This window comes from Sphingomonas beigongshangi (assembly GCF_016820445.1).
Taxonomy (GTDB): Bacteria; Pseudomonadota; Alphaproteobacteria; order Sphingomonadales; family Sphingomonadaceae; genus Sphingomonas; species Sphingomonas beigongshangi.
In genome coordinates this window covers 162,007-182,406 of sequence record NZ_JADHDT010000006.1, presented here as the reverse complement: position 1 = coordinate 182,406, position 20,400 = coordinate 162,007, and the positions used below count along the sequence as shown (strand labels likewise).

Sequence of the window (20,400 nt, the reverse complement as noted above, 5' to 3'; positions counted from 1 at the left end):
GAGGCCGATCGCCGGGGATCAGGCGGCGACGGAACCGGCCCCCCAGCCGCGGCAGGCGAGCGCGCGTGCTTCCTCGACCGGAAGCGGCCGGCCGAAATAATAGCCCTGGACCTTGGTGCAGCCGAGGTCCTGCACCATGCGATGCTCCGTCTCGGTCTCGACGCCCTCGGCGGTGGTCGCCATGCCGAGGCTCTGCGCGAGCGCCACGACGGCGCGGATGATGGCGATCGCCTCCTTCACGCCCTGCGACGCGCCCTGCACGAAGCTGCGGTCGATCTTGATCGACGAGAATCGCGTGCGCGACAGATAGCCGAGCGACGAATAGCCGGTGCCGAAGTCGTCGAGGCTGAGCCGCACGCCCAGGTCGAGGATGCTCTCCAGCACCTTCGTCGCGCCCAGGCCTTCGTGCATGAACACGCTTTCGGTGACCTCGAGCTCGAGCCGCTCGGGCGAAAGGCCGGAGCTGGCGAGCGCGCTGGTCACCACCTGCACGAAATTCGGGTTCTGCAGCTGGTCGGGCGAGACGTTGACCGCGATGCGGATGTCCGACGGCCATTGCGCCGCCTCGTGGCAGGCGGTGCGCAACACCCATTCGCCGATCGGCTGGATCAGGCGCGCCTCCTCCGCCAGCGGAATGAACTTGGCGGGCGAGACATTGCCGAACTGCGCGCTCTGCCAGCGCACCAGTGCCTCGAACCCCTTCAGCCGCGCCGATTCAGCGTCGACGACCGGCTGATAATTCAGGTGCATCTCGCCCTTCTCGATCGCCTGGCGGAGCGCCATTTCGAGGACGCGGCGTTCCTCCGCCTGGACGTGCAGCTCGGGCTCATAGGCGTGGTAGACGCCGCGTCCCGCGTCCTTGGCGCGGTACAGCGCGAGGTCGGCGGAGCGGATCAGCATCTCCGCCGTCCGCCCGTCGCGCGGCCCGACCGCGAGCCCGACCGACGCGCCGATGTAGAGCGTATGCTGGTCGACCTCATAGGGCTGCGACAGCGTCTCGATGATGCGGCGCGCCAGTGCCTCGATACGGGTGATGTCCGAACCGTCGCGGACGACGACGGCGAATTCGTCGCCGCCGAGGCGGCCGCACATCTCGCCGCTGCCCATCAGGTGCGCGAGTCGTTCCGACACGCGGCCGAGCAGGCGGTCGCCGATCGGATGGCCCAAAGTGTCGTTGACCGCCTTGAACCGGTCGAGGTCGATCATCATGAACGCGCAGCGCCCGCCCCATTGTTCAGCGTCGCTCATCGCGCGCTGCAGCGTCTCGTTGACCTGCAGCCGGTTGGGCAGGCCGGTCAGCGTGTCGAACCGCGCCATGCGATCGATGCGGTCAGCCGAGGCGCGCTGTTCGGTGACGTCGGAACCGACCCCGCGGAAGCCGCAGAACGCGCCCGACGGATCGAAGCGGGGCGAGGCGGCGAGTTCCCACCAGCGCTCCTCGCCGCCGACATAGACGGGCAGGCGCAGGTCGCGGAAGCTTTCGCGGCCCTTGAGCTTCTCCGCGAGCGTGCGCAGGCCCGGTGCGAAGGCCCCGGTTTCCCAGCTCGGCCCGGCGAGCACCTGGAGAAAGGGTTTGCCGTTGATCGTCAGCGGGTCGAGGCCGCAGGCGAAGGCGAACCGCGGCGAGGCCTTGACGATGTGGCGCATCGCGTCGGTCTCCCACAGCCAGTCCGCGTCGGCCTCCTCGAATTCCCGCAGCAGCAGGCTGACCGTCTCGTCACGCTCCGCCAGCGCGATCTGGCTGGCGCGGATGATGACCAGCGAGCGCGCGCGGTTGAGACAGGCGAGCACCAGCAGCCCCGTGAACGCCGCGGTCGCGCCCGCCTGCGCATAGGCGCCGACGATCGCCAGCTGCACGAAGACGATGAACCCCAGGCCGCCGACGAAGGCGATCGTGGCGAGCGCGAGCGGCGCCATCGCGACCGCGCCGGCGGTCATCAGCACCGACAGGATCATCCAGAGCGCATAAGCGGCGCCGGGCGCCCCGCCGGACAGAAACAGGACCGGCGGCACGGACCATGCGATCGCGAGCGCGCCGCCTTCGTAGACGGTGTTGCGCAGGTCGGCGGTGGTCGCATAGCCGTCCTCGCGATGATGCGTCGCGAGCCGGCGGACGGTGATCGTCACCGCGACGACGCCGACGAACACCGCCCAGCCGATCAGCCTGAGATGGTCGACGGCATGCGCGAACACCCAGATCGCGGCGGCCGCACCGAGCAGGTTGGCGGCGAGCAGGAACAGGGACAATTGCCGCCCGGCATGGAGCTGCGACGCGCGGATCTGCGCCCATTGGGTCGCGTCCGCGCCGTCGCGGAGCCCGAGCAGCTGGGAAAAGCGGATCGCTTTGGGATTGGCTGCGGGGGCGGGATCGTTGCTCACGATCCCGGCTGTATAGGGTGGTTGGTTGACGCAAGGTTGAGGCCGGCGCCGCGCGCGGCATTATTTTGCCGCTGACCCCCGATCCACGCGCGTGAAAGCGGCACTGGCCCTAGGCGCAACCCGGCCGCCCATCCGGGCTACGCCGAGCGGGGGGGGGCGGGTGGCGGCGAGGGCAGGTACCGCGCCGATCCAGCAGTGCCGGATCACAACCCAAACCCCATGGTCGGCAGCCGGCACATCCCGGTCGCGCGGGCGTGCCGGCGCGAGCGATCAGGCGGCGATGTCGTAGGGCTTGATGTCGCCCGACAGGTACAGGTTGCGCGCCTTGGCGCGGCTGAGCTTGCCCGAGCTGGTGCGCGGCAGGGTGCGCGGCGGGATCAGCTCGATGACGCAGTTCATCCCCGTCACCGAACGGACGCGCTCCCGGATCTCCTCGCGCAGGCGCTGGCGCTCGGTCTCGTCGCTGCTGCGGCACTGGACGAGCACCGCCGGCGTCTCCTCGCCACCGGGCGTGGTGATCGCGAAGGCGGCGATATCGCCCGCCTTGAATCCGGGCAGTTGCTCCACCGCCCATTCGATGTCCTGCGGCCAGTGGTTCTTGCCGTTGACGATGATCATGTCCTTGGCGCGGCCGACGATGTAGATGTAGCCGTCGGACATATAGGCCATGTCGCCGGTATCCAGCCAACCGTCGACCATGCACGCCTGCGTCGCCGCGTCGTCGCGGAAATAGCCGACCATGACGCTGGGGCCCTTGCACCACAATTTGCCGATCGCACCGTCGGGCAGCGGCGTGCCGTCCTCCTCGCGGATCTCCACCGCCATGTCGCGCACGGGCTTGCCGCAGTTGACGATGGCGCGGAACCGCTGCGGGCGCGGCCCGTCGTTCGCCGCGAGCGAGTCGCCGCCGGACAATTGCGTTTCCTCGACCAGCTCGACGCGGATCCCCTCGCCGGGCGGCATGAGCGAGACAGCCAGCGTCGCCTCGGCGAGGCCATAGCTGGGCAGGAAGGCCGAGGCCTTGAACCCGGCGTCCGCGAAGGCGTCGACGAACGCCTGCATGACGTCGGGGCGGATCATGTCGGCGCCGTTGCCCGCGACGCGCCAGCGCGACAGGTCGAACCGGTCCGACGCCTTGGTCTGCGACGACATGCGGCGCGCGCAGATGTCATAGCCGAAGGTCGGCGAATAGGAGAGGGCGGTGCCATCGTGCCGACTGATGAGGTCCAGCCAGGCGAGCGGCCGCCGCGCAAAATCTTCCGTCTTCAAATAGTCGGTCGACACCTGATTGGCGATCGGCGACAGGAAGCAGCCGACCAGGCCCATGTCGTGATACCAGGGCAGCCAGCTGATGCAGCGGTCCGTCCCGCCGATCTCCATCCCGTGGCTGTGCGCGGCGAGATTGTTCAGGAGGGCGTGGTGCGTGATCGCGACGCCGTGCGGGAAGCGCGTCGATCCGCTGGAATATTGCAGATAGGCGATCGCCTGCCCATCGGCCTGCGGAAGGTCGACGGCCGGCGCCTCGCGCCCGGCGAATTCCGCCCAGTCGATCCCCTGCGTGCCGGCAAGTCGCGCCGCCTCGGCCGCGAAGGCGGCGAGTTCGGGCGGATAGACGAGCATGAGCGGTTCGCAGCTGGCGAGCTGGACACGCAATTGCTCGATATACGAGTCGCGACCGCCGAAGCTGGTCGGCAGCGGCAACGGCACGGGCCAGGCCCCGGCATAGACCGCGCCGAAGAACAAGGCGGCGAATTCCGGCCCGGTTTCCGCGACCAGCGCGATACGGTCCTCCGGACGCACGCCCGCCGCGATCAGGCGATGCGCCATGGCGATGGCGTCGTCGCGCAGTTCGGCGAAGGGATAGGCCCGCGCCAGCGTGCCGCGCGCGTCGTGGAAGTTCAGCCCGCGGCGGCCCTGCGCCGCGTAGTCCAGCGCCTCGCCGAGCGTGGTGAAATCGGCGAAGCGGCGCGGCAGTTCGTCCAGCGTCGGCGTCGGCGTCGACGTCGGCGCTGGCTGGGGCTGAATCTGCTCGGTCATTCGTGGGGTCCCGTATTGTCGCGCACCGCGCGCATCGTCTCGAAACGCTGCCGATGCGACAGCACAAGCGTTCTTTTTCTCGCGCCACTGTGGCAACAACAAGGCCATGCCCCGATCGCGCGCCTCTCCCAAGCCGTTGGACGCCGCCGCGCTGGAGCGGCTGGCGTTGCGCTACGTCGAACGCTTCGCGACGACGCGGGGCAAGCTCACCGCCTATCTGACACGCAAGATCCGCGAACGCGGGTGGACGGGGGAGGCGGCGGACCCGGCGGCGCTCGCGGATCGCATGGCCGCGCAAGGCTATATCGACGATCGCCTGTATGCGCAGAGCAAGGCGGCGGCGCTGGCACGGCGGGGGCTGGGCGCCCGGCGCGTGTCGGCGGCGCTGCGCGAGGCGCATGTCGAGGAGGCCGACGCGGCGGCGGTCGCGCCCGACATCGCGGCGCGCGAGGCGGACTCGGCGCTGCGCTTCGCACGCCGGCGGCGGCTCGGACCGTTCGGGCCGCCCGCGGTCGATCGCGCGGTCCGCGAGAAGCAGCTGGCCGCGATGTTGCGGGCGGGGCACCCCATGACGATCGCGCGGCGCATCCTTTCCGCGGAAAATGCCGACGATATCGTCCGAGAATTGGAAGGAATGTCCTGAAACGCCCTTTTCCTGAATTGCGGCCGCGACGAAGCGTGCTAGCGTAGCGGCAACAGGGGTGCAGTGATGCGTAGCGAGCCGCAACGGGAGGGCGACGAGCACGGCGAAGTGCGGAGCGGCGGCGATATGCCCGCCGCGTCCGCGCCGATGCCTGCACCGGTCGCCGTCGAGGGTGTTATCAAGTGGTTCGACGTGACCCGTGGCTTCGGCTTCGCGGTGTCCGGCGATCCGGCTATCGGCGATGTGCTCGTGCATTTCTCCGTGCTGCAGCCGCATGGGCGGCGCAGCTTGCCGGAGGGCGCGCGCGTCACCGCGCTTGCCGTACAGCGCGGCCGCGGCTGGCAGGCGCGCGAGATCGTCACGATCGACCTCAGCCAGGCGGTGGAGGAACCGCCACGGCCCGCGCGGCCGGCGGACCGCGTCGACCCGGTGGCGCTGATCGACGTCGCGGGCGCCTTCGAGCCGACGCAGGTGAAGTGGTTCAATCGCTTGAAAGGCTATGGCTTCCTCATCCGGCTGCGCGATGGCGCGGACGTCTTCGTGCATATGGAGACGTTGCGCCGCGCGGGCATCTTTGCGATCGAGCCCGACCAGCCGCTGCGTGCCCGGATCGTCGACGGGCGCAAGGGACCGCTGGCGGTGGTGGTCGAAGGGGACGGGGAAGGGGCATGATCGGCAGCAAGGCGATCGTCGCGATCGTGGCGGTGCTCGCGATCGGCGGTACCGGCATCGCGGTGCAGCAGGGCGTGTTTTCCGGGACGTCCGATGCCGCCGCCGGCGACCAGCAGACGCGTCTTCCCGTGACGATCGCCTCGTCGAACGGCCAGCACCGGTTCGTGATCGAACGCGCCGTGACCGCGCAGCAGCAGGAACGCGGCCTGATGTTCCGCACCGACCTGACCCCCGATGGCGGCATGCTGTTCTGGCCCTATCCCGCCGGCGGCGGCGCGCCGCGGGAGGCGAGCTTCTGGATGAAGAACACGCCGACGCCGCTCGACATCGTGTTCATCCGCCCCGACGGCACGATCGCGACGATCGCGGAAAACGCCGTGCCCTATTCGGAAACGCCGATCCCGTCCGGCGAGCCGGTCGGCGCGGTGCTGGAACTCGTCGGCGGCCGCACCGCCGAACTGGGCATAGCGGCGGGCGACAAGGTGACCTGGCCGAAGTGATGCGGGGTTAACCCATGGCGACGGCGCTGGTCGGCGCAATCTTGTCGTCCGGAGGTAGGATCCTGCTTGGCCTGCGGCATCCGGATCGCAGGTCTTTTCCGCACTGCTGGGACATCATCGGCGGGCATTTGGAGTCCGGAGAGGCGCCGCGAGATGCGCTTGATCGGGAGTTGCAGGAGGAGATCGGCGTGTCCGCCGACGATGCCGTACCCTTGGCTTCCATTCATTTCGAGGATTCGTCCGGGACGGCTTTTCACCTCGAAATTTTCCTTGTGACCATGTGGACGGGCACGCCGGCCATCCGCGACAGGGAGCATAGCGAGCTTCGCTGGTTCAATCCGGCGATAGCGGCATCGATCCCGAATCTGGCCCTCCCTCACTACAGGGACATCTTCGCCTCGCTCGCCTGATATCCATGATGCCGGTTGAAGCGGCGCGTGCGGGCGGGTAAGCGCGTGGCATGGGCATCAACCTCAATCCCTTCACGTGGTGGAACGGCGCGACCTGGGGCACCGTCCTCTATGGCCTGCGCGGCATGAAGCAGGTCGGCACCGACGACCTCGGCAACGCCTATTGGGAAGGCGGCAAGGATACATCCGGCCGCGCTCGCCGCTGGGTGATCTATCAGGGTGCGAACGATGCCAGCCGCGTGCCGCCCGAATGGTTCAGCTGGCTGCATCACCATATCGACGAGACGCCGGATCGCGCGCTGCCGCCGCCGCGCCCCTGGCAGAAGCCGGCGATTCCGAACATGACCGGGACGCCGCTTGCCTATCGGCCGAGCGGCGCGCTGGAAAAGGGCGGTCACCGCCAGGCCGCGACCGGCGACTACGAAGCCTGGACCCCCGAAGGGTGACCCGGCGCTGGCTCGCCGCCGGCGTCCTGGCGGTGGTGCTGGCGGTGGCGGGCCTGATCGGCTGGCGCGCCTATGACGCGCGCCGGGCGGCCTCGCCGGTGGTCGCCGCGCAGGATTTCGATCCGAGCCCGCGCGACAAGGGAGACGACGCCGCGATTGAGACCGTCGCGGGCGCGGACGATGCCGCGCCGACCGGCGGCACGCCGATGGCGCAGCGCGTCGCGATCGTCGGCCTGCTGAACAAGCGCAACGGCGTCGCGCGCGACCTGACGCTGAAGCCAGGCCAAGCCGTGCGCGTCGGCGACGCGATCGTCCGGTTGCGGGCGTGCGAGCGGACCGCGCCCTGGGAACAGGACACGCTGACCGGCGCCTTCGTCCAGCTGGACGTGCGCGGCAGCGACACGCATTGGCGCCGCGTCTTTTCGGGCTGGCTGTACAAGGAACGTCCGGCGATGAACGCCGTCCAGCATCCGGTCTACGACGTCTGGGCCAAGAGCTGCACGATGGAATGGCCGGCGACCGGGCCCGATACGGTGTCGGCGGGTGCCGGCGCGGGCGGCGGGGCCAGCCGGTCCAGCGCGGCGAAATCGCCGGCCGCCCCCGAAGACGCGGCCGACGGCGAGACGCAGGCGCCGCCGTCCAGCGCCGCGGCGAGCAACGCGCAATAAGCGTCGCGGTCGATTTCCACCGCGCCCAGCGAGGCGAGGTGGGACGTCTGGAACTGGCAGTCGAGCAGGCTGAAGCCGCCGACCTTCAGTCGCGCCACGAGCCAGGCGAGCGCGACCTTCGATGCGTCGGTGCGGCGGCTGACCATCGATTCGCCGAAGAAGGCGCGGCCGAGGGCCAGGCCGTAGAGGCCGCCGACCAGTTCGTCGCCCTCCCAGCATTCGACCGAATGCGCGAAGCCGAGCGCGTGCAGCGTCACGAAGACGCGCTCGATGCCGGCGTTGATCCAGGTCTCGGGGCGATCCTCGACGCTTTCGGCGCACAGGCGGAGGACGCGTTCGAAGGCGGTGTCGGCGGTGACGCGGAACCTGTCGCGGGCGATGGTCTTGCGCAGCGAGCGCGACAGGCGGAACCCGTCGAGCGGCAGGATCGCGCGCGTGCGGGGCTCCACCCAATAGACGCTGTCGGCGTCGCGATGGTCGGCCATAGGGAAGACGCCGACCGAATAGGCGCCCAGCACCATCTTTGGGTCCAGCCACTGCATCGCCGCCAAGGTGGCGGTGCACGCTGCCGATGGCAAGGCACGGGGTGAGGGGCGGCGCCGCTCCCGCCAGAATGGACCGGATTCTAGCCGGCCAACCGGCGCTCGATCGCGATCCACACGTCGGCGAAGGCGCGCGTCGCGGCGGATCGGGGGGCATAGGCGCCGAGCGGGAGTCGGTGTCCCGCCATGGCCTCGACCGCGCTCGCCATGGGAATGACCGGCCAATCGGGATGCGCGGCCAGCGCCTCGGCATGCAGCCGGCGACGCCGATCGACCATCGCGTGGACGGGCATCACGGCGACCTTGCCACCAAGATGCCGCACCACCTCGTCATGCGTGCGGTGCGAAAGCGGCGAGGGCGCGACGGGCATGACGATGAGGTCGGCGGCGCGGATCACCTGCTCGCTGGTCTCCGTCAATCCCGGCGGACAGTCGAGCAGCACGTGATCGTAATCGCCCACGTCGTCGATCAGCTTGCCGAGGCGGCGGCGCTTGCCGATGCGGTGCAGCACGACGTCCAGATCGCGCAGCGAGGCATCCGCCGCGATCAGGTCGAGCCCGTCGGTGGCGGTCGCGCGGACCTGCGCCGCCGCGCCCACGTCGCGGGTGAAGATCGCCTGCGCGCGATCGGCGGCGGGGGCGGAAGGGCCGTCGCCGAGGATCCAGGTCGCCGCCCCCTGCGGATCGAGGTCCCACAGCAGGGTGCGGCGCCGGGACGCGGTCGCCGCGCACCAGGCGAGGTTGACCGCGAGGCTGGTCTTTCCGACGCCACCCTTCGCACTATAGACCGCGATCGTTGCCATGGCGCGACCGTATCGGTCCGTTCGACAGCCGTCGAGCGGCCCGCGCATCGGCAGGCCTCGGGACAAAAGAAAAGGCCGGCGGATCGCGCCGCCGGCCTCTGACTATATCGGGGGAGCCAGTCGGGTTACGACTTGCAGGTCAGCGTGCCCTTGCCCGGCCGCGTGATCGTGATGTTCGACGGCGTGCCCGTCAGCTTCCAGCCGCCGTCCGCGGTGAGCGGATCGCCGGACTTGGCGGCGGTCAGGCGGTTGGGGGCGCCCGTCTTCTCGGTCCGCACGAAGGCCAGCTTGTCGCCGTCGAAGAAGGTGACGTAGAGCAGGCTGTTGTCCTTGCAGCGGAACGTCTTGTCCGCCTTGATCGCCGGCGGCAGCTCGACGGGCGGGCGATTGGCGAGCTGCGTCGCCATCGGATCGGGATTGGTGTCGACGACCTCGGGCTGGGCCGGCTTGTTGTTGCAGGCGGCCAGCGCGAGCAGCGCGGCGGCGGCGGGGAGGAGGGCGCTCTTCATGATGGCGCGGTGCTTTGCGTATACGACGGGTCAGCGTCAAGCACGCTTTTGTCGCGCTGCAAAATCGGCCAAGCGCAGCTTTATGGCCGCCAAGCGGAACTGGCGGTGCGCGTCGTCACGCGCCGCTTGCCCCCGCGTTGCACCCGCGCCATCTAGCGAGCCATGTCCAGCCTGCCCGATACGCTCGCCCTGATCGGCAACACGCCGCTCGTCCGCCTGAAGGGGCCGAGCGAAGAGACGGGGTGCGACATCTTCGGCAAATGCGAATTCGCCAACCCCGGCGCCAGCATCAAGGATCGCGCCGCGCTCGGCATCGTCGAGGACGCGGAAGCGCGGGGCCTGCTGAGGCCGGGCGGCACGATCGTCGAGGGCACCGCCGGCAATACCGGGATCGGCCTGGCGCTGGTCGCCAACGCCAAGGGCTACCGGACGATCATCGTCATGCCCGAGACGCAGAGCCGCGAGAAGATGGACACGTTGCGCGCGCTCGGTGCCGAACTCGTTCTGGTACCCGCCGCGCCCTACTCCTCGCCCTGTCACTTCGTGCACACCAGCCGCCGCATCGCGGAGGAGCGCGACAATGCGCTCTGGGCCAACCAGTTCGACAACGTGGCCAACCGTCGCGCGCACATCACCGGCACCGCCGAGGAGATCTGGTCGCAGATGGACGGTCGCATCGACGGTTTCACCTGCGCCGTCGGCACGGGCGGCACGTTCGCCGGTGTCGGCCTGGGGCTGAAGGCCAAGGACGAGGCGGTGTGCATCGCGCTCAGCGACCCGCACGGCGCGGCGCTGTACGATTACTACGCCTGCGGCGAATTGCGTAGCGAGGGGTCGTCGGTCGCTGAGGGGATCGGGCAGGGGCGGATCACCGCCAACTTGGAAGGCGCGCCGGTCGATACGCAGTTCCGCATCTCCGACCAGGAAGGCTGGGACTGGGTGCGCCGCCTGCTCGGCGCGGAGGGCCTGTGCCTCGGGCTGTCGTCGGGTATCAACGTCGCCGGGGCGGTGCGGCTGGCGCGGCATCTTGGCCCGGGCAAGCGGATCGCGACCATCCTGTGCGACACCGGCTTCCGCTATCTGTCCACCCTGTACGACCCGGCATGGCGACAGGCGAAAGGGCTCGCCTGATCGCCTGATCGACAATCGCGCGGCAAGTCGTTACAACAGCGCGACACGATGAAGCCAGCGCGCGAACATTCCCAGACGGTGCAGCGGGTCAAGGTCGGACTGATCGGCCTGGTCGCGGTCGTCCTGCTCATCGCCATCGCCAGCGCGATCCTGGGGTCGGCGACGCGGGAGCGTCCGATCGCCACGGCCGGATCGGCGCAGGCCGATGTCGTCGCCAACATGGCACTGACCAACGCGGGCAGCGCGCAGGCCGCTGCCGACGCCTCCGGCGAACCGCTCGCCGAACTCGGCGTCGCCCCCTCGACCAGCAACAGCCAAGCCAACCGGTGATCCGCCGGGGAAAATCGGGGACGGCGCGCCACGCGTGCGTCTGGCTGGCCGATTCTCGTGACATGCCAGGGATTTCGCTGCAGCGCCGAATGGAGCGTCCACCCAGAGGATAAGCGACGAAAGGGGGCGCTTTCCCCCTCTTTCCCCGAAAATCCCGTTGCGTCCCCGCCTGCCTGTTGGTATCCATTGCCAACAACGGGGCAGGTATCACCTTTGCTGGCCGCAAAGACGGTCGGAGTCCGACGAGGGTCGGATTTCGAGGGTGATGCCGTGCGCGCCAGGGTGCGAGACGGGCGTGACAGAAAGGGGCAATTATCAGGGAAGCGGACTTGCTCTTGTCGACGACAAGGGCCGGGTTGCCATCCCCAACGCGCTCCGCTCGACGCTGGCGGAGAATGCGCCCCGCGCCGACGGCAAGGACGGCGGCACCGTCATCATCGCCGCGCACGAGGATCAGCCCTGTCTGATCGCCTACGACCCTGCCTATATCGCCGAGCTCAAGCGCGAGCTGAACGAGCGCGTCGCTTTGTCGCGCGGACTCGACGGCAAGGTCGACCACAATATCAAGCGCGGCGGCGCGAACGGCGAGGCGGTGCCCTTCGACGGTTCGGGGCGTTTCATCATGCCCGGCTTTCCGCGCTTCTACGCCAATATCGGTGCGCATGCCTTCTTCTGGGGCACGCTCGACTATATCGAGATCTGGGACCCCAAGACGCTGCTGTCGACACCCGGCATCGCGCCGCAGATGGTCGCCGCCTGCCGCTATTACTGCCAGGACAAGGGGGTCGCGCTTGACTGACGCGCCCCACATCCCCGTGCTGCTCGACGAAGTGGTCGCCGGTCTCGCGCCCGCGCCCGGCGAGACGATCGTCGACGCGACCTTCGGCGCGGGCGGCTACACGCGCGCGATCCTGGCGCGGGGCGCGCGCGTGATCGCGTTCGACCGCGATCCCGACGCGATCGCCGCGGGCCGCGCCGCGGGGCTCGATGGACTGACGCTCGTGCACAGCGACTTTTCCGCGCTGGAGGCCGCGATCGAGTCGCCGGTCGACGGGCTGACGATGGATATCGGCGTATCGTCGATGCAGCTCGACCAGGCGGCGCGCGGCTTCTCCTTCCAGTCGGACGGCCCCCTCGACATGCGGATGAGCCAGGAGGGGCCGAGCGCGGCCGACTTCCTCAACACCGCCGACGAGGAGGCGATCGCCGACGTCCTCTACCATTATGGCGAGGAGCCCAAGTCGCGCCGCGTCGCGCGCGCGATCGTCGCGGCGCGGCCGCTCACGCGTACCGGCGAACTCGCGCTGGCGGTGCGCAAGGCGCTGGGCCACCGGCCGCACGACAAGAAGGATCCGGCGACGCGGACCTTCCAGGCGATCCGCATCCATGTGAACCGCGAGCTGGGCGAGCTTGCCGACGGGCTCGCCGCCGCGGAGCGCGTGCTGAAGCCGGGCGGTCGCCTGGCGATCGTCACCTTCCACAGCCTGGAGGATCGGCTGGTGAAGAGGTTCCTGCGCGAACGCTCGGGCAACGTGCCCGGCGGCTCGCGTCACCTGCCGCAGGCCGCGTCAGGCAAGGCGCCGACGTTCGCAAACGTCGGCAAGGCGATCCGCGCCGGAGAGGCGGAGCTGGCGCGCAATCCGCGCGCGCGTTCCGCGACGCTCCGGGTCGCCACACGGACCGATGCGCCCGCGTGGGAGCACGGGTCCTTCGATCAGGGCATGCGTCCGGGGGCGGGCAGCAATCAGGAGGTGAGTATATGACCGCGGCGTACCGGTTGAAGGGAATAGGCTGGTTCGGTGGCTGTGTCGCCATCGTGCTCGGCTTCTATCTCGTCTCGCTGCAGGTCGCCGCCGAGCGCAAGAAGCTGGAGGGCATGGATCGCAAGATCGATGCCGCGCAGCGCGACATCCGCGCGCTGGAGACCGAATTCGACACGCGCGCCAATCTCGCCCAGCTGGAAAAGTGGAACGGCGAGACGCTGGCGCTCGCCGCCCCCGTGGCGGGGCAGTTCGTCTCCGACGAGCAGGCGCTCGCCAGTCTCGACGCCGGTGGCGGCCCCGCCGCGCCGGGGCAGGGCGAGGGCGCGATCCGCACCGCCGCGCTCGTCGTGCCGTCGCTGTCGATGCCGGTGCTCAACGCGCCCGCGACGGCGGCCGCGACTCCGGCGCCGGCGGTGGTGCAGGTCGCGGCAGCCATGCCCAAGGCCGCACGCGCGGTGATCCCGACCGCCAAGCTCGCCGCCGGCGCCACCGTCATCAAGGCGGCGGCGGTCGAGAAGAGCGCGCGGATGATAGCCAAGCTCAACGACGCGGCGCGCGGCGCGGCCGCGGTCGCGAAGGTGCGCCCGCAGGCCGTCGCGATGCTCGACAAGAAGCTGCTGTCTGACACGACGCTGGGCGAGATCCTGTCGAACGCCCGCTCGGAAGCCCGCAAACGGTGACCGTCATCGTCGCCCGCCCGGCCGCCCCGCGGCGCAGCGCCGGCCAGCGCCAGGCGCTGGTCGCGACCAGCCATACCCGGCTGATGATGCTGATGCTGCTCTTCGCGGCGGCGCTGACCGTGGTGATCGGCCGGCTTGCGATGCTCGGCGTCTTCTCGGGCGCGGAGGCGCAGGCGCGCACGGCGGCGCTCGCCGCGCGGGGCGACATCGTCGATCGCAACGGCGCGCCGCTGGCGCGGACGATCGATGCCTGGACGATCGCGGTCCACCCGAACAAGGTGCTGGGCGACAAGATGGAGATCGCGGCGAAGCTCGCCGCGCTGATGCCCGATCGCGGCGACCAGGCGTGGTTCTACGCACAGCTGACCAAGTCCGTCAGCTTCACCTATCTGCAGCGCCGCGCCAGCCCGGCGCTGGTCGAGCAGGTCAATGCGATCGGCGAGCCGGCGATCGTCTTCGCGCGCGAGACTCAGCGTCTTTATCCGCAGTCGACGCTCGCGGCGCATGCGCTGGGCTTCCTGTCGACCGACGGGCACGGCATGAGCGGCATGGAGCGCGTGCTGGACGAGCGGTTGCTCGATCCCGCCAAGGCGGGACAGCCGGCCCAGCTGTCGATCGACACGCGTGTGCAGGCGGCGCTGGAAAGCGAGCTCGGTCGTGCCATGACGACCTTCTCCGCGCGCGCGGCGGGCGGCATCGTCCTCGACGTCCATACCGGCGAGGTCATCTCGATGGTGTCGCTGCCGACGTTCAATCCCAATCGCGTCGGTACGTCCGGCAGCGACGAACTGCGCAACATCACGACGCAGAGCGTGTTCGAACTCGGTTCGACCTTCAAGCCTATCACCATGGCGGCGGCGATCGACAATGGCGTCGTCACCAGCATGAACCGGCGTTTCGATGCGACGCACCCGCTGCAGGTCGGTCGCTTCACCATCCATGACGAGCGTGGCGATCCGAAGCGCTGGCTCAACATGGCGGAGACGCTGATCTATTCCTCGAACGTCGCGACCGCGCGCGTCGCCGACGAGGTCGGACCGCAGCGGATGCAGGCGATGTTCCGCAAGCTCGGTTTCGATACCAAGCCCGATATCGAACTGCGCGAGAAGGGGCGTCCGCTGTGGCCCGGCTTCTGGGCCCGCACCACGACGATGACCACCGCATATGGCCATGGCATCGCGGTGACGCCGCTGCATCTCGCCTCCGCCTATGCGGCGCTGGTCAACGGTGGCATCTGGCGCCCGGCGACGCTGATGAAGATCGCGCCCGGACAGGCGCCGCGCGGGCGCCGGGTGATCAGCGAGGCGACCAGCGCGCGCATGCGACAGATGCTGCGCCTGATCGTTCTGCGCGGTACCGGACGTAAAGGCGACGCACCGGGCTATCGCGTCGGCGGCAAGACGGGTACGGCGGAGGCCGCGGTGGCGGGCGGCTACGACCGCTCGCGCAACGTCGCGACGTTCGCGGCGGCCTTCCCGATGGATGCGCCGCGCTACGTCGTGCTGGCGATGCTCGATTCGCCGCAGGGGACGAAGGAGACTGGCGGGTGGAAGACCGCAGCCTGGAACGCGGCGCCCGTGGTGGGCCGCACGATCGCACGGGTGGGCGCGATGCTGGGCGTCGTGCCGGACGAGCGGCGCGATATCGACGTGTCGGACATCACGCCGACGCTGTGGCAGGATCCGAGCGCGCCGCCGGTCGACGGCCGTTGAGGCGGGCGGCATGAGGCTGGGCCAGCTTACCGGGAACGACGACGCGGCGCTCGTCACCGGGTTCGCCATCGACCACCGCAAGGTCGCGCCGGGCACCGTCTTCGGCGCCTTCCAGGGCGCCCGCGTCAACGGCGAGGACTTCATCGCCGACGCGGTGCGCAGCGGCGCGGTGGCGGTCGTGGTGCGGCCGGGCGTCGCGGTCGAGGGTGCGGTCGCGATCCACGACGAGAACCCGCGCGAGCGTTTCGCGCGTCTCGCCGCCGCCTTCTTCGCGCCCTTTCCCGACGTCGCGGTCGCGGTGACGGGCACGAACGGCAAGACATCGACGGTCGAGATGACGCGCCAGTTGTGGCGGATGGCCGGCCATCATGCGGCGTCGATCGGCACGCTCGGCGTGACGACGGCGGACGAGCGCGTCACCACCGGCCTGACCACGCCCGACGTCGTCACCTTCCTGTCCAACGTCGCCGGCCTGGCCCGCGAAGGCGTGACCCATGTCGCCTTCGAGGCGTCGAGCCACGGGCTGACACAGTACCGGACCGAGGGGCTGCGCGTCGCGGCGGCCGCCTTCACCAATCTCAGCCGCGACCACCTCGACTATCATGGCGACATGGGCGCCTATCTGACCGCGAAGCTGCGGCTGTTCTCCGAGGTGCTCGATCCCGCCGGCACCGCCGTCGTATGGTCGGACGACATTCACGCGGACCGCGTCGTGGACCTGGCGCGGGCGCGGGGCAACAAGCTGATCACGGTCGGCGAGCGCGGCACGACGCTGCGGCTCGTGCGGCGCGACCCGACCCTGCTCGGCCAGGGGCTGACGATCGAGGCGGACGGCGCGGAACATCGCGTCGCGCTGCCGCTGATCGGCGGCTATCAGGCAGCCAATGCGCTGGTCGCCGCCGGCCTGGTGATCGCAACGGGCGGCGATGTCGCGCGGACCATCGCCGACCTGGCGCGGCTGCAGCCGGTGCGCGGCCGGCTGGAGCGTGCGGCGATCGCGAAGAGCGGCGCGCCCGTCTACGTCGATTACGCGCACACGCCCGATGCGCTCGAGGCAGCGATCGCCGCGCTCAAGCCGCACGCGCGCGGGCGGCTGTTCGTCGTCTTCGGCGCGGGCGGCGACCGCGATGCGGGCAAGCGCGAGACGATGGGGCAGGTCGCGGGAACGCAGGCCGATGTCGCGATCGTCACCGACGACAATCCCCGGACGGAGGATCCCGCGGCGATCCGCGCCGCGGTGCTGCGCGGCGCACCCGGACTGCGCGAGATCGGCGACCGGCGCGAGGCGATCGGCGCCGCGATCCGCGAGGCGGGGCCGGAGGACATCGTGCTCGTCGCGGGCAAGGGGCACGAGCAGGGCCAGGTGGTCGGCGATCTGGTGCTGCCGTTCGACGACGTCACGGTGGCGCGGGAGTGCGCGGCATGACGGGGGCGGGCGGAACGCGGCTCTGGACCGCCGCGGAGATCGCCGCCGCCGTATCCGGCATCGCCTCGGCCGATTTCGCCGTCGACGGCGTCGCCTTCGACAGCCGCGAGGTCAGCACGGACGACCTGTTCATCGCGCTGATCGGCGAGAGCACGGACGGCCATCGTTTCCTGCCGCAGGCCTTCGGGCAAGGGGCGGGCGGGGCGATCGTCGCGCAGGAGACACCGCATCCGCACGTCCGCGTCGCCGACACCTTCGCCGCGCTCAACGACCTCGGCCGCGCCGCGCGGGCGCGGATGGCCGGCACGGTGATCGGCGTGACGGGCTCGGTCGGCAAGACCAGCGCGAAGGAAGCGCTGTTCGCCGCGCTCGACCGGTCGATGCCGGGCGAGGTCCATCGGTCGGTCAAGAGCTACAACAACCACACCGGCGTGCCGCTCAGCCTCGCGCGCATGCCGCGCGAGACGCGCGTCGGCGTGTTCGAGATGGGGATGAACCACGCGGGCGAGCTCGCGCAGCTGACCCGGCTGGTGCGACCGCATATCGCGATCATCACCGCCATCGCGCCCGCGCACACCGCCTTCTTCGCAGACGAGAGCGCGATCGCGGATGCGAAGGGCGAGATCTTCCAGGGGTTGGAGCCCGGCGGCACCGCCATCGTCCCCTACGACAGCCCGCATCGCGACCGCCTGATCGCCGCGGCCCGCCCCCATGCTGCGCGGATCGTCACCTTCGGCCTCGACAAGGCGGCGGATGTCCATGCGACGGAGGCGATGCGCCTGCCGACCGGTGGCACGTTCGTGTCCGCGCGGCTCGGCCAGCGCGAGCTGTCCTTCACCCTGTCGCAGCCCGGCATGCACTGGGTGTCGAACGCGCTGGCGGTGCTCGCCGCGGTCGATGCGGCGGGCGCGGACCTCGGCCTGGCGGGCCTCGCGCTCGGGGAGATGGGCGGGCTCGCCGGACGCGGCGCGCGCTTCATGGCGCCGGCGGCGGGCGGCGAGATGCTGGTGATCGACGAAAGCTACAACGCCAATCCCGCCTCGATGCGCGCGACGCTGGCGGTGCTGGCGCAGGAGCCGGGCCGGCACCTCGCGGTGCTGGGCGAGATGCGCGAGCTGGGCGACGATTCGGCCGATTACCACGCCGGTCTCGCCGACCCGGTCGTCGCGGCGCGCGTCGAGACGGCGCTGCTCGTCGGTGAAGCGATGACGCCGCTCGCGAAGGCCCTTGAGGGGCGCGTCGATGTCGTCCATGTGGCCGATGCCGCGACCGCGCTGGGCCGCCTTCGGGATCTGGCCCGCGCCGGCGACGCGGTACTCGTCAAAGGATCGAACGGCGTGGGGCTGTCGCGGCTGGTCGCGGGCCTGGGGGGCGGAACTACCTGAAATGCTTTACTGGATCGCCGAGCACCTGAAGTTCACGGGGCTGCTGAACCTCATCCGCTACCAGTCCTTCCGAACCGGGGCGGCGATCGCCACCGCGCTGTTCATCGGTCTGATCATCGGGCCGCGCTTCATCGGCTGGCTGCGCGTCCGCCAGGGCAAGGGGCAGCCGATCCGCGCCGACGGCCCGCAGACGCATCTTGCCAAGCGCGGCACCCCCACGATGGGCGGGCTGATGATCCTGACGGCCATGTCGCTGTCGATCCTGATCTGGATGGATATGGCCAACCCCTTCGTCTGGGCGTGCCTGTTCGTGACGCTCGGCTTCGGCGCGATCGGATTCCTGGACGATTACGACAAGGTGCGCAAGGCGAGCACCGCGGGCGTGTCGGGGCGCACGCGGCTGCTGCTGGAATTCGCCATCGCCGGCATCGCCGCATGGATCATCATGGGGCAGAACGGGCCGCACCTCTATCTGCCGTTCACCAACCGGCTGTATCTCGACCTCGGCTATGCCTATCCGCTGTTCGCGGCGTTCACGATCGTCGCCTTCGGCAATGCGGTGAACCTGACCGACGGGCTGGACGGGCTGGCGACGATGCCGGTGATCATCGCCAGCGTCACCTTCGCGATCATCACCTACCTCGCGGGCAACGTGAAGTTCGCCGAATATCTAGGCATCGCGCACGTGCCGGGGGCGGGCGAACTCGCGATCTTCTGCGGCGCGGTGATCGGCGCAGGGCTCGCCTTCCTGTGGTTCAACGCGCCCCCGGCGGCGGTGTTCATGGGCGACACCGGCAGCCTCGCGCTGGGCGGCGCGCTGGGCACGATCGCGGTGGTGGCGCATCACGAGATCGTGCTGGGTATCGTCGGCGGCCTGTTCGTGGTCGAGGCGCTCTCCGTCATCATCCAGGTCTTCTTCTACAAGCGGACCGGCAAGCGCGTGTTCCGGATGGCACCGATCCACCATCATTTCGAGCAACTCGGCTGGAGCGAGCCGACCGTGGTGATCCGTTTCTGGATCATCAGCCTGGTGCTGGCGCTGGCCGGCCTGTCGACGTTGAAGCTGCGGTGATCACCGCCGCGCACTGGGCGGGGCAGCGCTACGCGGTACTCGGGCTGGCGCGTTCGGGCATGGCAACGGTGCGCGCGCTCGCCGCGGCGGGCGCGCATGTCGTGGCGTGGGACAGCGATCCCGCGGCGCGCGAGCGGGCCGAAGCGGTCGACGGCGTGATCGTCCACGATCCGGCGCTGCTCGACCTGACGGGCGCGGCGGGGCTGATCGTCTCGCCCGGCGTGCCGCTCAACACGCATCCGCTGGTGGCGCAGGCGCGGGCGGCGGGCGTTCCGGTGATCGGCGACATAGAGCTGTTCGCGCAGGCGCGTGCCGAGCTGCCGCCGCACAAGGTGGTCGGCATCACCGGTACCAACGGCAAGTCGACCACCACCGCACTGGTCCACCACATCCTGAAGACCGCGGGCGTGCCGACGCTGATGGGCGGCAACATCGGCCTGCCGATCCTGGAGCAGGATCCGCTGCCGGAGAATGGGGTCTATGTACTCGAACTGTCGAGTTACCAGATCGACCTGACGCAGACGCTCGACTGCGACGTTGCGGTGCTCCTGAATATCACCCCGGATCATCTCGATCGGTATGACGGGTTCGAGGGTTACGTGGCGAGCAAGATGCGGCTGTTCGCGATGCAGTCGGAAACATCTGTAAGGGTTGAGCCGGATGACCGGCTGTCGCCGACGGACCCATTCGACATATGGAGCCCATGGGGTGCCGACGGCATCGGTCGGGATGCCACCGAACTCGGCACTCAAGCCGATTGGCCAGCGCTGCAAGGTCCCCACAACGCCCAGAACGCGCTTGTATCGGTCGCCGTAACTCGTGTGCTGGGCGTCGACGAGACCAATATCAGCGCGGCCCTCCGAACTTTCAGCGGCCTCCCCCACCGCATGGAGCGCGTCGCCGAGCGCAATGGCGTTGCCTTCGTCGACGACAGCAAGGCGACCAACCCCGAAAGCGCCGCGCCCGCGCTCGGCGCGTTCGAGCGCATCCACTGGATCGTCGGCGGCAAGCGCAAGGGCGACGACCTCGACGCCTGCGCGCCCTATCTCGACCGGGTCGTCGCGGCTTATACGATCGGCGAGGCGGCCGAACTGTTCGCCGACATCCTGACCCCCAAGGTCCCGCACGTCGAACGCAGCGGCGACCTTGCCACGGCCGTCCGCCACGCCGCCGCCGCGGCGCGGCCGGGAGAAACCGTGCTGTTGTCGCCGGCCTGTGCTAGCTTCGACCAGTTCCGCGATTACGAGGATCGTGGGCGGGCGTTCCGGGCGGCGGTGGAGGCATTGGACTGA

At 69.9% G+C, this 20,400-nt stretch carries 20 protein-coding genes and 1 pseudogene; 16 read left to right on the top strand and 5 right to left on the bottom strand.

The annotated features are described in order from the left end of the window. Positions 1-18: 18 nt before the first annotated feature. Both IQ292_RS12420 and IQ292_RS12415 read right to left on the bottom strand, forming a co-directional pair. A complete protein-coding gene (locus IQ292_RS12420; RefSeq protein ID WP_203310628.1) occupies positions 19-2,379 on the bottom strand; it encodes a putative bifunctional diguanylate cyclase/phosphodiesterase in 2,361 nt (786 codons plus the stop codon). A 270-nt stretch (positions 2,380-2,649) separates the two neighbouring features. Continuing rightward, positions 2,650-4,416: a fatty acyl-AMP ligase gene (locus IQ292_RS12415; protein WP_203310627.1), complete on the bottom strand. Its 1,767-nt coding sequence runs from the start codon at positions 4,414-4,416 to the stop codon at positions 2,650-2,652. Between the two features lie 106 nt (positions 4,417-4,522). Between IQ292_RS12415 and IQ292_RS12410 the strand changes: the two genes are divergently transcribed. The 6 genes and pseudogenes from IQ292_RS12410 to IQ292_RS12385 form a co-directional block, all read left to right on the top strand. After that, a complete protein-coding gene (locus IQ292_RS12410) occupies positions 4,523-5,059 on the top strand; it encodes a regulatory protein RecX (RefSeq protein WP_203310626.1) in 537 nt (178 codons plus the stop codon). A gap of 66 nt (positions 5,060-5,125) precedes the next feature. After that, positions 5,126-5,731: a cold-shock protein gene (locus tag IQ292_RS12405; protein WP_203310625.1), complete on the top strand. Its 606-nt coding sequence runs from the start codon at positions 5,126-5,128 to the stop codon at positions 5,729-5,731. Then, a complete protein-coding gene (locus IQ292_RS12400; RefSeq protein ID WP_203310624.1) occupies positions 5,728-6,231 on the top strand; it encodes a DUF192 domain-containing protein in 504 nt (167 codons plus the stop codon). The genes IQ292_RS12405 and IQ292_RS12400 overlap by 4 nt, the downstream gene beginning before the upstream one ends. Positions 6,232-6,245: 14 nt before the next feature. After that, positions 6,246-6,641 carry an NUDIX domain-containing protein gene (locus IQ292_RS12395; RefSeq protein WP_203310623.1) on the top strand — a complete coding sequence of 132 codons (396 nt, stop codon included), beginning with the start codon at positions 6,246-6,248 and terminating at the stop codon, positions 6,639-6,641. A 50-nt stretch (positions 6,642-6,691) separates the two neighbouring features. After that, positions 6,692-7,087 carry an NADH:ubiquinone oxidoreductase subunit NDUFA12 gene (locus tag IQ292_RS12390; RefSeq protein ID WP_203310622.1) on the top strand — a complete coding sequence of 132 codons (396 nt, stop codon included), beginning with the start codon at positions 6,692-6,694 and terminating at the stop codon, positions 7,085-7,087. A 206-nt stretch (positions 7,088-7,293) separates the two neighbouring features. Then, positions 7,294-7,527, top strand: a pseudogene (locus tag IQ292_RS12385) (DUF2155 domain-containing protein); the annotation flags it as partial. A gap of 35 nt (positions 7,528-7,562) precedes the next feature. On the opposite strand, the gene aat reads toward IQ292_RS12385, so the two are convergent. The 3 genes from aat to IQ292_RS12370 all read right to left on the bottom strand — a co-directional run bounded on the left by aat (position 7,563) and on the right by IQ292_RS12370 (position 9,609). Further along, positions 7,563-8,297 carry a leucyl/phenylalanyl-tRNA--protein transferase gene (gene aat, locus IQ292_RS12380; RefSeq protein ID WP_203310621.1) on the bottom strand — a complete coding sequence of 245 codons (735 nt, stop codon included), beginning with the start codon at positions 8,295-8,297 and terminating at the stop codon, positions 7,563-7,565. An 83-nt stretch (positions 8,298-8,380) separates the two neighbouring features. Further along, on the bottom strand, positions 8,381-9,100 hold the full coding sequence (locus tag IQ292_RS12375; RefSeq protein WP_203310620.1) for a ParA family protein: 720 nt from the start codon (positions 9,098-9,100) through the stop codon (positions 8,381-8,383). Positions 9,101-9,225: 125 nt separating this feature from the next. Next, a complete protein-coding gene (locus IQ292_RS12370; RefSeq protein ID WP_203310619.1) occupies positions 9,226-9,609 on the bottom strand; it encodes a hypothetical protein in 384 nt (127 codons plus the stop codon). Between the two features lie 162 nt (positions 9,610-9,771). On the opposite strand from IQ292_RS12370, the gene IQ292_RS12365 reads away from it, so the two are divergent. The 10 genes from IQ292_RS12365 to murD all read left to right on the top strand — a co-directional run bounded on the left by IQ292_RS12365 (position 9,772) and on the right by murD (position 20,400). Further along, positions 9,772-10,740 (top strand): cysteine synthase A, encoded by a 969-nt coding sequence (locus IQ292_RS12365; protein ID WP_203310618.1) that lies wholly within the window; start codon positions 9,772-9,774, stop codon positions 10,738-10,740. Positions 10,741-10,788: 48 nt separating this feature from the next. Continuing rightward, a complete protein-coding gene (locus tag IQ292_RS12360; RefSeq protein WP_238941044.1) occupies positions 10,789-11,070 on the top strand; it encodes a hypothetical protein in 282 nt (93 codons plus the stop codon). Positions 11,071-11,365: 295 nt separating this feature from the next. Then, a complete protein-coding gene (locus IQ292_RS17680; protein WP_338057631.1) occupies positions 11,366-11,869 on the top strand; it encodes a division/cell wall cluster transcriptional repressor MraZ in 504 nt (167 codons plus the stop codon). Further along, positions 11,862-12,833: a 16S rRNA (cytosine(1402)-N(4))-methyltransferase RsmH gene (gene rsmH, locus IQ292_RS12355; RefSeq protein WP_238941043.1), complete on the top strand. Its 972-nt coding sequence runs from the start codon at positions 11,862-11,864 to the stop codon at positions 12,831-12,833. Before IQ292_RS17680 ends, rsmH begins: the two co-directional genes overlap by 8 nt. Further along, positions 12,830-13,513 (top strand): hypothetical protein, encoded by a 684-nt coding sequence (locus tag IQ292_RS12350; protein ID WP_203310616.1) that lies wholly within the window; start codon positions 12,830-12,832, stop codon positions 13,511-13,513. The genes rsmH and IQ292_RS12350 overlap by 4 nt, the downstream gene beginning before the upstream one ends. Then, the gene (locus IQ292_RS12345) at positions 13,510-15,225 is read left to right on the top strand and encodes a penicillin-binding transpeptidase domain-containing protein (protein ID WP_203310615.1); all 1,716 of its coding nucleotides are present in this window, start codon (positions 13,510-13,512) and stop codon (positions 15,223-15,225) included. Before IQ292_RS12350 ends, IQ292_RS12345 begins: the two co-directional genes overlap by 4 nt. Positions 15,226-15,235: 10 nt before the next feature. Then, a complete protein-coding gene (locus IQ292_RS12340; RefSeq protein WP_203310614.1) occupies positions 15,236-16,651 on the top strand; it encodes a UDP-N-acetylmuramoyl-L-alanyl-D-glutamate--2,6-diaminopimelate ligase in 1,416 nt (471 codons plus the stop codon). After that, the gene (locus IQ292_RS12335; RefSeq protein WP_203310613.1) at positions 16,648-18,036 is read left to right on the top strand and encodes a UDP-N-acetylmuramoyl-tripeptide--D-alanyl-D-alanine ligase; all 1,389 of its coding nucleotides are present in this window, start codon (positions 16,648-16,650) and stop codon (positions 18,034-18,036) included. Before IQ292_RS12340 ends, IQ292_RS12335 begins: the two co-directional genes overlap by 4 nt. Position 18,037: 1 nt before the next feature. Then, a complete protein-coding gene (gene mraY, locus IQ292_RS12330; RefSeq protein WP_203310612.1) occupies positions 18,038-19,108 on the top strand; it encodes a phospho-N-acetylmuramoyl-pentapeptide-transferase in 1,071 nt (356 codons plus the stop codon). Further along, the gene (gene murD, locus IQ292_RS12325; protein WP_203310611.1) at positions 19,105-20,400 is read left to right on the top strand and encodes a UDP-N-acetylmuramoyl-L-alanine--D-glutamate ligase; all 1,296 of its coding nucleotides are present in this window, start codon (positions 19,105-19,107) and stop codon (positions 20,398-20,400) included. The genes mraY and murD overlap by 4 nt, the downstream gene beginning before the upstream one ends.